Source organism: Tsukamurella spumae, assembly GCF_012396015.1.
Classification (GTDB): Bacteria; Actinomycetota; Actinomycetes; order Mycobacteriales; family Mycobacteriaceae; genus Tsukamurella; species Tsukamurella spumae.
Genome location: NZ_JAAXOQ010000003.1, coordinates 200157 through 212549, shown reverse-complemented (window position 1 = coordinate 212549; position 12393 = coordinate 200157). Strand labels below are relative to the sequence as shown.

Genomic DNA, 12393 nt, shown 5'->3' with positions numbered 1-12393 from the left:
GCCGGGCTTCGCACTACAGTCGCCGCCATGATGATGGGATTCGTGGTGGTGCTGTACCTCGCTGCGGCAGGCCTGCAGATCACCGGTGTCGTCTGGGTCGTGCGTGACCTGCAGACCCTCACCCGGAACCGCGAGACGCTCACGCAAGGCTGGAAGACGATAGACGCCGCGAACTACGAGACGCACCGTGACATCATCGCCGGCTACTCCAAGGACGAGGTGTTCGGAGGCCTCTCGGCGCACCTCCAATCCCTCCAAGCACGCGTCGTCGGCCTCGAAGGGAAGGTGCACAGCTTCTACCTGTACGACGAGGCCAACCAGGAGCCGTCACACAGCGCGCGCATGACTATCGCGGTACTCGGCGGAGGTGTCGTACTCGCTGCAGCAGCGTCGGTGCTGAGCCTCACCCTGTAGCCACACCACGCCACTGTCGCGGAGGGAGCGACACCACCGCCGCGTGGACGCGACAGGACCATGCCGGCGGACAGCTTTCCCGGCGGCGGGAAAGAGGGGCCTGGATCATGTTGTCGGAGTCGCCAAAGTGGCAGGTCAGGGCTGGAATCGCCATATCTCTGAGACCCCCTGTAAAAATCGCCTGATTACCGGCCAGTCAGGCGATGGGCCCCCTTCGATATTTCCGAGGGGGTGGGGGTGGCTTGCCCTGTGGTGGGGCTGGGCTGTGGGCGGCCGTTCTGGGCTGGTCGGTGTGCGGGCATGGGGAAGCCCCCGACGGCTGGCCTCGGCAGCTGTCGGGGGCTTCGGGTCACGGGCGCTGGTGAGCTGCCTAGCGAACTCCGGGGAGTGCCCGTGTCTCGCTCTACCATCGGTCCGCTGGGTGTCTGCCGACGACCAGTAGGTCGCAGACTCTCGCGGTGGCGTTGACGCCCGTGAGGTTCAGGGCCCGGGGGTAGGTGCCCCCTGGGGGGCTATCGGACCCAGCCGGGGGTGCCGTCCTCGTTGTCGGTGTCGACGCTGTGGCCGATCTCGCTCATGGGCACTGCGGTCTCGCGGGGGATGCTCGCGAGGACCTGCTTCATGGCCGGGTCGGCGGTGCAGAGGGTGATCCAGTGGCCGCGGCGGCCGCGGGTGATCTTGCCCTGTCGTACGGCGTCGTCGACGGCCGCTTCGACCTCGGCCTTGGCCGCGGATGCCTTGATCTGTGCGCCTTCGGCTGCCTGGGCCTTGAGGGCGGTGAGGCTGTCGCGGTCGATGACCTGCATGCCGATGCGGCCGGCGGCCGCGGCGATCGCGGACGGCTTGCCGACGGTCGCGGCTTCGTTGGTCGCGAGGTCGGTGACGGCGGCGATGACCTCGTCCGGGGTGGCTTCGGGGGGCAGGCCGAGGGCGGCGAGGAGCGCGCCCCACTGCTCGGGGGTGATCTCCGGGGGCTCGACGGGCTCGGGCGTGGCGGCCGGGTCGACGGTGGGGTCCGCGGGGGCGGTGTCCTTGGTGGGCATGGGGGTCTCCTTTACGCGAGGCCGTCGATGATCTTGACGGCGGCGGGCTTGTTGACGGCGAAGGCGGGGACGGCGTAGCTCTGCACCCACGTGGAGCGGGTGGCCTCGTCGCGCCAGGTGGTGACGGTGACGGGCTTCTCGAAGGCGATGACGCCGGCCTCGCCGGTCTGGGCGACGAACGCGGAGCCGACGGGCACGAGGGTGTTGGAGACGAGCTCGAGGCCTGCGGCTTCGAGCATCTGGCCGGTGTTCTCGGCGTAGGCGGTGCGCAGGGCCGCGGCCTGCTCGGGGTGCACGACGAGCACGTCGTGGATGACGCCGAGTTCCTCGAGGTCGGCGGCGAGCTGCGCGGCCGCGAAGTCCGCGGTGGGGCGGGACGCGCTCGGGGTGATCTGGTCGAGCGGGCCGTCGAGGATGAGGCTGCTCCAGTTGTGGCCGCTGATGGTCGACGCGGGGTCGTCGTCGAGGGCGTCGAGGAGCACTGCGAGTGCGCGGGTGTCGAGCTTGCGGGCGATCCGGTTCGCGAGCTGCGTGGTCTGCATGTCCAGGTAGGACACGTCGTTGCGTTCGATCTGCTCGTCGGTGATCTTGAACTTGCCGCCCCAGTCCTCGACGCGGGCGAGACGCTGCTCGGGGTCGACGCCCTCGACGACCTTGTACTCCTGACCGGGGGCGCGCTGCTCGACGTCGGAGCTGTACTGGTCGGAGGCGCGCAGGACCTGGTACAGGACGCCGCCACCCTCGACGGGGTTGCCGACGGGGTGGAAGAAGTTCGGGGCGACGAGCTGGGCGTCGGCGATCTTCGCGATCTGGTCGCGGATGGCGGTGGGGTGCTTGAGCGCGGCGTCGACGGTGAGCGTGCGGCCGGTCAGCGTGGGGAGAAGGGTAGGCATGATCGTGGGTTCCTGTCAGTAGAGGGCGATTTCGGCGATGCCGTCGGTCACGGCATTGGTGACGGCGTATCCGATGGCGGTGCCGGTGTTCTTGGTGATGGCCTTGCCGGCGGCGCCGACCTCGACCTCGGCGCCCGCGGTGATCGCGGCGCCGGCGGTGACGCGGAGGACACCGTCGCGGGCGACGCCGACGAGGTCCCCGACCGTGGCGTCATCGACGGCGACTCCGAAGACGCGGCCGCCGGCGGGGGCGTGCGCGACGGACAGGTTGCCGCCGGATGCCCGGTTGGCGGAGATGAAGACCAGGCGGCGGGCGGTGATCGCGGCGGTGGCCTGGGCGGTGACGTCGGCGCCGGGCGCGTAGACGCGGGGCTGGCGGATGGGAGTGGACATGTGCGGGTGCACCTTTCAGTTCCAGCGGTTGAGCCGGGCCCGGCGGGCGGCGGCCAGTCGTACCCGGTGGTGGGTGACGTTCGTGGTGGGGCGGGACGCGGCGACGAAGTCCCGGAGCTCGGCGAGGTTGCCGATCGCGGGGCTGGTGGCGCCGAGCAGCGCGAGGCCGGTGAGGACGAACGGCCAGATGGTGCCGTCGGCGTCCTCGTAGTCGTAGGTGGCCTCGAGGCTGCGGTTCGGGAAGTGCGTCGGCGCGCTGTCGGCGACCCACTGCGGGACGCCGGCGAGGTCGCCGATGAGGACGCGGCCGGCGTCGCCGACGCGGAGGTTGTCGACCCAGCCGATCGAGGGTGAGCCGTCGAATCGGGGGTCGACGTGGCCGACCTTGAGGACGGGCTTGGGGTGCACGCCGGCCTGGAAGGCGCGTACCGCTTCGGTGAAGTCGTCGGCGGTGAGGGTGGCGCGGCCGGTACTGGCGTCGAAGGTGCCGACGCGCCCGATCTCGACGCCGGGGATGGTGACGCGCTTAGGCGGCGTGCCGTTCGGCGAGGGCGACGACTTCTTCGGCGAGGACGAGCCATCGGCCGCCCGCACGGTATGCGGGGAGGCGGCCGCGGCGGATGCGCGCGCGGACACCATCGGAGCTGATACCGAGGATCCGGCCGGCTTCGGCGGTGTCGAGGAGGTCATACCGTCGAGGATCCGCAGATTCGGCGCGCCCGGCGGGGTCTGTCGCGCCGCCCGAATGTTCTTGTCGCGGTGAGGGGGCGGAAACGCGACGGAGGCGGTCGACGAAGGCGTCTGCGCGGGCAGATCGGCGTATGCCGTGCCGCTGCAGAGCGGTCTGGGTCTCAGCGAGGACGTCGAGGAGGTACCGGACCTCGCTGTCGCTGAGGACGATCGCGTCGAGACGTTCAGGCATCGTCGGCTCCTTCATCGGGGATCGCGTAGAGGGTGGTGAGCCGGTCGCGGAGTTCGGTCGGCTCGCCCACGCCCCGCGGGAGGCGCTGCAGGGCCCACAGGAGCGTCGGGAACACCTCGAGCAGTGAGGGTTCCTCGGCCGCGAGGTCGGCGAAGGCCTGCCCGGCGGCGTAGGAGTCGCCGACGTAGCCGTGCGCGGTGAGCGCGATGATGGCGCGCTCGATGCGGAGCTCGCGGCGCACGACGGGGAGCGGACGGTCGGGGTGGTTGTCGGTCATGCTGCGGTGTTCTCCTTCTTCGGGCGGCCGGGGCCGCGGGTTCGTGGTGCGCGGCGGCCGGCGATCGTGCCGGCCGGTCGCCGGGCGGGGGTGAGGCCGTCGATCCACTGGGCGCAGTCGACGAGGGCGGGGCAGGTGCGGCACAGCTGGGCGGCTGCGGTGGTGCGGTACTCGGCGTCGTCGGGGTGCTCGTCGGGCTCGACGGGGTCGAACAGGTCTCCGCGGCCGGCGCACGCCGCACCGTCGAACTTGGGAGTGCCGTCGAGGATCCGCGCGAGGAGCTGGAAGGTGCCGGCGGCGTCGAGGCGGCTCACGCGCTCTCCCTCTCGTAGGTCGGATCGAGGGACCACTCGGTGAGGGTGGACTGGCCCCGCTTGAGGACGTGCGCTGCGAGTGAGGCGGACTTGATCGCGTCGCGGCCGTAGCCCGCGGCTTGCCCGGCGGCGTACGCCTCGGTGGAGCGCACCCAGTCGTCACGCTCGCCCAGGAATGCCGCGAGCCACTGCGATGCCGATACGTGCGTCGCCTGCACGCCCTCGCCGAGCGCCCACGTGGTGGAGCCGTCCGAGTGCTTCTCCGCGACGGCCACGAGAGTGCTCTTGCGGGCGCACTGGCGGAGATTGTCGATGGACCATCCGGCGGCGGTGCCCTCGCTGTAGATGTCCCGTGAGACCGCGGTGCTCTGGCCGCTGTCGATCAGCTCGCGGATGCGGGTGTCGAACCACTGCCTGCATGTGCGTGGAGTATCTGGGTCGGGTACCACTTGGAGGGCTGCGGTGACCGCCTTCCCTGAGCCCTTCCACTGGCCTATGACAGCGGTCTCGACACCAGTGCCGACACTGTTCCCAGGTGTGTCGCTACTGAGTATTTCGCCAGTTGCGACACCAGTAGCGACATCGAATACCTGCTGTTCGGAGCCAGTAGCGACAGTAGCGACACGCACCAGGGTGTTAGGGGTGTCTCTACCGCTGTCGCCAGTGTCGGTGTCGCTACTGATGACCTCGCCCTCGACGATGTTCGCGAGCCGCCAGAACGCCTTACGCGGGAACCCCTTCGACTCCGCGACAACCCGCGAGACCTTCACCTTGATCGAGCGCTCCACGGTGCGGATGCTGATGCACAGTTCCTTTGAGCACAGGCGCTTCACCACGGCGGCGTCGGACTCGCCGTTCTCTTCGAGGTAGTCCTCCACCCAACGAAGAGCGGCGCTGCGGTCATCGTCGTCACCTTCATCGGAGGCGGACGAGCGGCGCGCCTCGTCAACAGTTGTGTCGACATCCCCGGTGAACACCACACGGCCCACTTCCTCGATGCCGTGCTCGGGCAACGACACCGACTCGAAGCGGTACCCGATGGACCGAGGGGACGGCGACAGGTTGCCCTTCACATCCGAGATCACCCCGTCCGTCTCGCCGTCGTTGCGGTGGAATGCGAGGACCTGCCGGGGCACATCGGTCCATTCCGATGCGCCCTTCACGGCGTCGCGGGCCTTGCGTTCACCGTCCTTGCCTAGGTGGGCGATGCCGAGCACCACGGCGTTGAGTCGGCCGGCCATCCGTTGGATCGGCTCGAGGAACGCTCGCACGTCGTCACCGGAATTCGCGCTCATCCGCGACGACTTGAACGACGTCAGGGCGTCGAAGACGACGAACCGGCAGCCCATCTCGACCAGTCCCTCTTCGAGACGGTCAATGTCGCGAGGGAGCTGCAATGCCGCTTCAGAGATGGTGCCGTCGTCCATGCGGATACCGACGTCGAGGAACTTGACCAGCTCAAGGTCCGCGTCGGCGGCGAGCAGCTTGGGCGTGATGTGCATGCCTCGGTCTTCTTCCGAGTGCAACCACGCGACTGTCTCCCCCTGCCGCGTAGCCTGAGCCGCCCAGGCCGCGCACGCCGTCGACTTCCCCGCGTTGCCGCGCCCAGCCGGGACCGTCAGGCAGCCCCGCGGAATCAGATAGTTCTCCCACCAGTCGACGCGCACGGGCTTGACGTCCGTGCCGCTGACCCACGTGAATACGCGGGAGTCGTTGGTCATGCTGCTGCGCCTTTCTCGGGCGGGTAGTGGAACGGCACCTGCGCGCCGTCGTCTGCGACGAACCTGGCGCTCGATGTCGATGTGGATCTGGTGGCCGCCACGCCTTCCGCGATCGCGGCGCTGGCGTCGTGCATGGCGTCCTGGCGGACCTCGGTGTGCAGGGCCCACAGCAGGGCCGCGGAGAGCACGCTGACGAACCGGACCTGCTCGTCGGGTTCGGCGAGCCACTGGGGCGAGAAGGCTGGGGGCGGTGCCGCTGGGCACGATGTGATGAACGGCGCCACGTAGTCCAGCGCCAGGCTGAATGACACCTCGCGGCTGCCGGTGCGGGCCGAGCCCGGGGCGGGCAGCAGGTTTCGCTCTGCTGCCCACGCCCGGATGCTCTCGACCGAGATCTTGTCGGTCACGCGGACCTCCGGGCACAGACCGGACCCATGCCGCGCACCTTCGACTCGCGGGCGGTGAGCGGAGCCCCACACTTCGAGCACAGCGGGACGAGCACCCACCCGGCGCCGTACGCCTCGAACACGCCGTGCTCCTGCCCGGCGATCCGGCCTGCGGAAAGGTCTCCGTCGTCCTCGGACATGCGCTACACCTCCGCCTCGGTGAGCTTCTCGGCCTCGTCGTCGAAGATCTCCATCGCTCGCGTCAAGGCGGCGATGAGGTCAGCGGCCTGTTGCCGCATCCCCTGCAGGTCGTCGCCGTCGAGGAACTCGCGGAGGGTTTCGAGGCTCGGCGTCAGAGCGCGCAACGTCCACTCAGCGGTGGGCGCGGTGCCGTCGTCAGGCCGGTAGTCGAACCGCTCCGGGACGAGAGACACATCGCCTGACCGGACCGTGGCGAGAACTTCATGCCGACCGGTGCCGGGATCGACGAGGGGCAGCGACTCGGCCGGCGTGCGCACCTTGTCCGGCACCTCGACGGCAACCGTGCTCGGCGTGCCGACCACCCACGTGGCATGCCGCGCCTGGTCCTGCAGAGCAGTCGCCCCGGCCTCGATCAGGTGCTGCCCGAAGTAGATCGCGGCCTCCGGGTCCAGCGTCATGTTCCCGTAGTCGCGGCCCGCGCCCCACTGGAAGAACACGTCGTACGACAGGGCCGGCTTCCCGAACCGGCTCTCGTTGTTCGCGGAGCGCGTCAGCGTGATCGTGGTGTTCGAATCCTGCCTGCGATCGTTGACGGAGATCCCGTGCAGCCAGCCCGACCGAACGGAGTGGTACCACTCGCCCTCACCGGAGGTCGGCAGCGCGGGTATCGCGTCGAGCTGCTTGAGCCAGTCCGTGTGCGCGTTGTTCGAGATCACCAGGCCACCTCCTGCGCCTCGAGCTCGGCGAGCGTGCCGGCAAGAGCCCGCAGATCCTCGACGTCGAACAGGACGTGCGTCGGCTTCTCCGGGTTGGTGCCGGCGATCGTGGCGGTGACCGTCTTCCAGGTCGGGTTGACGGCGACCGCGTACACGCTGCCGTCGAGGCAGTCGAGCGGCGAGGCCGGCACGAACAGGGCGGCGATCTCGGCGCGCTGGGCCGGATCGGTGACGCCGTAATCGTCGAGGATGGTGTCGAGCTCACGCCCGAGGGGCGCGGGATGTTCGGTAGGCTTCATGGTGATCTCCTAGTGCTGCTGGCTGGCGGTATTGCGGATCCGGGCCTCGGCGGGTGCAACCGGCGGGGCCTTCCGCATTTCAGGGGTGTTGTCAGGCTGAGCGCCACGGCACAGGTCCGCGGCCTCATCGAGCGCGTCGTAGCGGGCCCGCCTGCGGTCGTCCATGTCGGCGGCGACTGCGGCGAGCCACAGCGCGGCGAGGAACGCGAGCAACATCGGGAACGTCACGCGGCGTCACCACCGACGGACTGGGCGTTCTCCCACGCGATCACGTCGGACAGCTTGTAACGGCAATGGCGCCCGAACTTCGAGAAACGTGGTCCGAAGCCGCGTACGGCCCACGTGGCGAGGGTCTGTACGGGGACGTTGAACCGCTCGGCGACCTCTGCTCGGGTGAGCCAGATCGGCAGGTTATCGACGCGTGGTTCGGGCTGACGGTCCTCTACGGCACGCTCGGCAGCGGACTTCGCTGCGAGGGCCTCGACCTGGGACGTGGTGGACATAAGACCTCCTGACGCTTATCGGAATCCAGTCAGACTCTGACGGATATCCGTCACGCTACACGACCCTGACGGATTTACAACTATGGTTGACGGCATGGCGACAGACTGGGCCTCCGAACAGGCCAAACGGGTGGGCAAGAAGATCAACGATCTCCGAGGGAAGCGGTCGGCGCAGTGGTTGTCAGACCGGACTGACCAACTGGGAATGCGGGTCGCGCGGACGACGATCAGTGAACTGGAGACCGGGAGGCGGAAGCATGTCACGGTCGCGGAGCTATCCGTCCTCGCTGCAGCGCTAGACACGGCGCCGGTCGCCTTGCTCTACCCGGGTCCGTACGACGCTCCCGTCGACGTTCTCCCGGAGGTTAGGGTCACCGAACTGGATGCAGTGCAATGGTTTTCAGGGGTAAGGACTATCGCCTACGCACGAGACTTGTACGCAGACGAGGAGACTGCTGAAGCGGCGCGCAGACTCATCCTCGGCGACGGATCCAGCCTCGAAAACGCTATGCAGAACTTGCGCCTGCTACAACGCTGGCGCGACCTAGACGACGCTCGATCGGCAAAACTCCGCGGCCTGCGTGAGCTGATGAGGGCAAAAGACGACCTCAAGGCTCGGAAGGCGGCCGGCGATTCTATCCGCCACAGCGAGGAACTCATCGAGATCCTCGAAGGCGAGCTGCTCGATGGCCGGTAGGCCGCCGCTGCGGATCGGCGCGCACGGCAAGATCACTCGCACGCAGCTCGAACCTGGGAAGTGGCGCGCGTACTGCCGATACCGCGGCACCGACGGTGTCACGCGGCCCGTCGAGCGTCGCACGCCCGACGGTGTCGAGGACGAGTACGGCAAGGCAGCCGAGGACGCCTTACTCGATCACCTGCAGCAGGTCGGCAGCCGCAACGCCAGTGCAATCACGACCGGCACCCTCGTGCCGACGCTCCTCGACGCCTACCTGACGCGGGCGCAGACCTCCGGCGACTACGCGCCCCGCACCATCGACACCTACCGCGACGGCGTCGCGATCCTCAAGCGCGTCGCGGCCGGCGTCCGGGTTGGCGAGCTCGACGCGGCACTTGCGCACGATCTCCTGCAGGGCATCGAGCGGGACCACGGCGCCGCCCGCTCGAAGCAATGCAAGATGCAGCTCCGCGCGATCATGCAGGACGCCGTCCTGGCACGCGCGATCCCCACGAACCCGGTCAACGACCTACCGGCCGCCCGGAAGTCCCGGCGCAAGACGAAGCAGACGCGAGGCGCGCGGCCGGTCGACGGCGCGGACCTTCCGCGGCTGCTCAAGCGTGTCCGCACCTCGCACCGCTGCCGCCGCTGGGACATCGCCGACGTGATCGTCCTCGCTGCCGCGACCGGCGCGCGTACGGGTGAGCTTCTCGCGCTCCGCTGGTCCGACATCGACCTCGATCAGGCCGTCGTGACCGTTGAGGGGCACATCTACCGCGCGAAGGGGCAGGGACTCACCTGGGAGGCCGGGACGAAGGCCGGCGCGGGGAGGCCGCTCGCGCTGCCGAGGTTCGCCGTGGCGATGCTCAAGGCCCGGCGGGGGCGCGAGGGCACGCAGTACGGATGGGTGTTCCCGTCGGCCGTCGGGACTCTCCGCGATCCGTCGAACGTCGCGGGGCAGTTCCGGGACACCAGGCGCTACCTCGGGCTCGCTGACGACGTGACGCTGTACTCGCTGCGGAAGACCGTCGCGACGGCCGTCGACAGCGCCGGCCTATCCGCTCGGATCGCTGCTGACCAGCTCGGACACGCCAAGCCCTCGATGACGCAGAACGTGTACATGCAGCGGAACACGATGCACCGAGAGGTCGCCGCCGCGCTGGATCGAGCGGCGGGTGTATCCGCAGAATAAACGCAGGGTAGCCGCTACCTTGGGTGCGTGTTATCGAGTGTTTATGCTGTTCAGAGTGCCCCCGACAGGAATCGAACCTGCGACCTGATCTTTAGGAGAGATCCGCTCTATCCGACTGAGCTACGGGGGCGTGCGGCACGATTCTAGCCACGCGTCGCCCGCCGGGTACATTCGGATGTCCGAGTTCGCGCCAGCATGAGGGGGAGACGAGCGTGCCCACCGGCGTCATCGCGGTCCTGATCGTCACTCTGGCGGCGTTGGCACTGGTCCAGTGGCGTGTCGTGCGGCGCTGGTCGGCCCGGCCCGCCCGCATCGCCGGCACCGTCGCCGCGGTGGCCGCAGCCCTGCTCACCGGGGCCGCGGCGGTCGGCCTGCTCGCGGGCGCGGGCGGCATCGCGCCCGACGGCGTCCGGTGGATCAGTGCCGCCGGCCTGACCTGGCTCGCGACGGTCTTCTACCTGCTGCTCACGCTCATCGTGCTGGGTGTGCTGTGGGTCCTCGTCCGCCTGGTCCGCCTCGCCCGTCCCGGGTTCGACGGTGCGCCCTTCCTCCGCGTCGTCGCGCTGGTCGGGGTGGTGGGCGCCGTCGGCGGCACGCTCTACGGGCTGGTCGAGGCGGCGACCCCGCGGGTCACCCACACCGCGGTGCCGCTGGCGACGATGCCCGCGGCGTTCGGGCCGCTCAGGGTCGCGCTGATCACCGACATCCACGCCGGCCCGGTCCGGAACCGGACGTTCGTGCAGGGCGTCGTGGACCGGACCAACGCCGAGAATCCCGACCTGGTGATCCTCGGCGGCGACCTGATCGACGGCACGGTCGCGCAGATCGGCGCGGACCTGGCGCCGCTGCGCGGGCTGCGCGCCCCGCTCGGCGTGTTCGCGGTGACCGGCAACCACGAGTACTACGCCGGCGACGCCGTCAACTGGGTGCAGCGCTGGCGCGATGTGGGCGTGCGTCCGCTGATCAACGAGTCGGTGCGGCTCGAACGCGGCGGTGCCGCGATCACTGTGGTCGGCGTCAACGACCGCAAGGGCACTGCGCCGCTGGCGGTGGACTACGACGCCGCCTTCGCCGGCGTCGACCCGGCGGGCTTCGCGCTGGCCGTCGCGCACGAGCCGCAGCAGGGCCGCGAGTTCGCGCAGCGCGGGGCGGATCTGCAGGTCGCGGGGCACACGCACGGTGGCCAGTTGTGGCCCTTCCGGTACTTCGTGAGGCTGCAGCAGCCCGCGGTGGCCGGGCTCGAGAAGGTCGACGGGATGCCCGTCTACACCAGCCGCGGCGCCGGCGCGTGGGGGCCGCCGGTGCGCGTCGCGGCGCCGCCCGAGATCGCGATCCTGGAGCTGCGCGCCGCGTGATCTAGGAGTCCCGCGCCTCCTGCGCGCCCCGCGATGCCAGCTGGTCGGCGAGCTCGTTGCCCTCGTTGCCGGCGTGTCCCTTCACCCAGCGCCAGTCGATCTCGTAGCGTGCGGCGGCCTGCTCCAGGCGCTGCCACAGCTCGACGTTCTTCACCGGCTGCTTGTTGGCGGTCTTCCAGCCGTTGCGCTTCCACCCGGCGACCCACTTGGTGATGCCGTTCTTCACGTAGGAGCTGTCGGTGTAGAGGATCACCGGGAAGGGCTTGGTGATCGCCTCCAGCGCCGAGATCGCGCCCATCAGTTCCATGCGGTTGTTCGTCGTGTCCTTCTCGGCGCCGTAGAGCTCCTTCTGATGGTCGCCGAACCGCAGCACGGCGCCCCAGCCCCCCGGTCCGGGATTGCCCAGGCACGCGCCGTCGGTGTAGATCACGATCTCTTCCGCCACGGGGAGCCATCCTAGCGGGGCGCGCTACCGTGAAGCCGTGCCGAACAATCACTACCACCACATCGCCTTCGGCCCGGGCGCGGTGGACCGTCAGCGGCGGGGCGGCGGCCCGCCCGGGTACGCCGATGCGCTGGAGCGTCCGGACGACGGCCCACAGGAGCTCGGCGACCGCGAGCTGCTGGTGATCTCCCGCGCCGACCAGTTCTGCCTCGCCACCGTCACCCCCACGGGCTGGCCGTACCTGCAGTACCGCAGCGGGCCGCCGGGGTTCGTGCGGCACGATCCGGCCACCGGGCGGTTGCGGTTCACCGACCTCACGGGCAACCGGCAGTTCGTCACCCTCGGCAACCTCGACGCCGACGACCGCCTCGCCATGTTCTTCGTCGACTACCCGCGCAGGATCCGGCTCAAGGTCTTCGGCCGCGGCACGATCATCGAGACCGACGAGGCGCGCACCATCGAGATCGCCGTCGAGGCCTACGACTGGAACTGCCAGCGCAGCATCATCCCGCGCTTCGACCGGGACTACCTCAAGCAACTCGGCGCCGCGTACCAGAAGGTCGCGGCGGAGCGGGAGGCCGAGCTCCAGGCCGAGATCGACCGGTTGCGCGCCCGCGTCGCCGAGCTCGAGGGCTGACGG

Annotated in this window: 20 protein-coding genes and 1 tRNA gene; 5 read left to right on the top strand and 16 right to left on the bottom strand. The window is 69.5% G+C overall.

The window, feature by feature from the left end:
* Positions 1-27 precede the first annotated feature (27 nt).
* Complete coding sequence (locus HF999_RS03970) at positions 28-414, top strand: hypothetical protein (protein ID WP_168544616.1); 387 nt, start codon at positions 28-30, stop codon at positions 412-414.
* A 512-nt stretch (positions 415-926) separates the two neighbouring features.
* Here the strand turns inward: HF999_RS03970 and HF999_RS03965 are convergent.
* The 14 genes from HF999_RS03965 to HF999_RS03900 are packed head-to-tail and all read right to left on the bottom strand — an operon-like array spanning position 927 to position 8082.
* Positions 927-1457 carry a phage protease gene (locus HF999_RS03965; protein WP_168544615.1) on the bottom strand — a complete coding sequence of 177 codons (531 nt, stop codon included), beginning with the start codon at positions 1455-1457 and terminating at the stop codon, positions 927-929.
* Between the two features lie 11 nt (positions 1458-1468).
* On the bottom strand, positions 1469-2350 hold the full coding sequence (locus tag HF999_RS03960; RefSeq protein WP_168544614.1) for a major capsid protein: 882 nt from the start codon (positions 2348-2350) through the stop codon (positions 1469-1471).
* Positions 2351-2365: 15 nt separating this feature from the next.
* Positions 2366-2743, bottom strand: coding sequence for a capsid cement protein (locus HF999_RS03955; protein WP_168544613.1), 378 nt, complete (start codon positions 2741-2743; stop codon positions 2366-2368).
* Positions 2744-2758: 15 nt separating this feature from the next.
* A complete protein-coding gene (locus tag HF999_RS03950) occupies positions 2759-3337 on the bottom strand; it encodes a hypothetical protein (RefSeq protein WP_210733425.1) in 579 nt (192 codons plus the stop codon).
* On the bottom strand, positions 3270-3665 hold the full coding sequence (locus tag HF999_RS23150; protein WP_376766471.1) for a helix-turn-helix domain-containing protein: 396 nt from the start codon (positions 3663-3665) through the stop codon (positions 3270-3272). Before HF999_RS23150 ends, HF999_RS03950 begins: the two co-directional genes overlap by 68 nt.
* On the bottom strand, positions 3658-3942 hold the full coding sequence (locus tag HF999_RS03940) for a hypothetical protein (protein ID WP_168544611.1): 285 nt from the start codon (positions 3940-3942) through the stop codon (positions 3658-3660). The genes HF999_RS23150 and HF999_RS03940 overlap by 8 nt, the downstream gene beginning before the upstream one ends.
* Positions 3939-4256, bottom strand: coding sequence for a WhiB family transcriptional regulator (locus HF999_RS03935; protein WP_168544610.1), 318 nt, complete (start codon positions 4254-4256; stop codon positions 3939-3941). Before HF999_RS03935 ends, HF999_RS03940 begins: the two co-directional genes overlap by 4 nt.
* A complete protein-coding gene (locus HF999_RS03930; protein ID WP_168544609.1) occupies positions 4253-5977 on the bottom strand; it encodes an AAA family ATPase in 1725 nt (574 codons plus the stop codon). The genes HF999_RS03935 and HF999_RS03930 overlap by 4 nt, the downstream gene beginning before the upstream one ends.
* Positions 5974-6384: a DUF2742 domain-containing protein gene (locus HF999_RS03925; protein WP_168544608.1), complete on the bottom strand. Its 411-nt coding sequence runs from the start codon at positions 6382-6384 to the stop codon at positions 5974-5976. The genes HF999_RS03930 and HF999_RS03925 overlap by 4 nt, the downstream gene beginning before the upstream one ends.
* The gene (locus HF999_RS03920; RefSeq protein ID WP_168544607.1) at positions 6381-6563 is read right to left on the bottom strand and encodes a DUF6011 domain-containing protein; all 183 of its coding nucleotides are present in this window, start codon (positions 6561-6563) and stop codon (positions 6381-6383) included. The genes HF999_RS03925 and HF999_RS03920 overlap by 4 nt, the downstream gene beginning before the upstream one ends.
* A 3-nt stretch (positions 6564-6566) precedes the next feature.
* Positions 6567-7280 (bottom strand): hypothetical protein, encoded by a 714-nt coding sequence (locus tag HF999_RS03915; RefSeq protein ID WP_168544606.1) that lies wholly within the window; start codon positions 7278-7280, stop codon positions 6567-6569.
* Positions 7277-7579, bottom strand: a complete 303-nt coding sequence (locus HF999_RS03910) for a hypothetical protein (protein ID WP_168544605.1) — start codon at positions 7577-7579, stop codon at positions 7277-7279. Before HF999_RS03910 ends, HF999_RS03915 begins: the two co-directional genes overlap by 4 nt.
* A gap of 9 nt (positions 7580-7588) precedes the next feature.
* Positions 7589-7807: a hypothetical protein gene (locus tag HF999_RS03905; RefSeq protein WP_168544604.1), complete on the bottom strand. Its 219-nt coding sequence runs from the start codon at positions 7805-7807 to the stop codon at positions 7589-7591.
* Positions 7804-8082: a helix-turn-helix transcriptional regulator gene (locus tag HF999_RS03900; RefSeq protein ID WP_168544603.1), complete on the bottom strand. Its 279-nt coding sequence runs from the start codon at positions 8080-8082 to the stop codon at positions 7804-7806. Before HF999_RS03900 ends, HF999_RS03905 begins: the two co-directional genes overlap by 4 nt.
* 94 nt (positions 8083-8176) lie before the next feature.
* Between HF999_RS03900 and HF999_RS03895 the strand changes: the two genes are divergently transcribed.
* Positions 8177-8779, top strand: coding sequence for a DNA-binding protein (locus tag HF999_RS03895; RefSeq protein WP_168544602.1), 603 nt, complete (start codon positions 8177-8179; stop codon positions 8777-8779).
* Positions 8769-9953, top strand: a complete 1185-nt coding sequence (locus HF999_RS03890) for a site-specific integrase (RefSeq protein WP_168544601.1) — start codon at positions 8769-8771, stop codon at positions 9951-9953. The genes HF999_RS03895 and HF999_RS03890 overlap by 11 nt, the downstream gene beginning before the upstream one ends.
* Positions 9954-10009: 56 nt before the next feature.
* On the opposite strand, the gene HF999_RS03885 is transcribed toward HF999_RS03890, so the two are convergent.
* Positions 10010-10083 (bottom strand) — tRNA-Arg (locus tag HF999_RS03885).
* Between the two features lie 82 nt (positions 10084-10165).
* Between HF999_RS03885 and HF999_RS03880 the strand changes: the two genes are divergently transcribed.
* Entirely contained in the window at positions 10166-11308 is a 1143-nt protein-coding gene (locus HF999_RS03880) for a metallophosphoesterase (protein WP_312854002.1), read from the top strand.
* Position 11309: 1 nt separating this feature from the next.
* Here HF999_RS03880 and rnhA read toward each other — a convergent pair whose 3' ends face one another.
* Positions 11310-11753 carry a ribonuclease HI gene (gene rnhA / locus HF999_RS03875; protein ID WP_168544600.1) on the bottom strand — a complete coding sequence of 148 codons (444 nt, stop codon included), beginning with the start codon at positions 11751-11753 and terminating at the stop codon, positions 11310-11312.
* Between the two features lie 37 nt (positions 11754-11790).
* Here rnhA and HF999_RS03870 point away from each other — a divergent pair, with 37 nt between their 5' ends.
* Entirely contained in the window at positions 11791-12390 is a 600-nt protein-coding gene (locus HF999_RS03870) for a pyridoxamine 5'-phosphate oxidase family protein (protein WP_168544599.1), read from the top strand.
* The last annotated feature ends 3 nt before the right edge of the window (positions 12391-12393 follow it).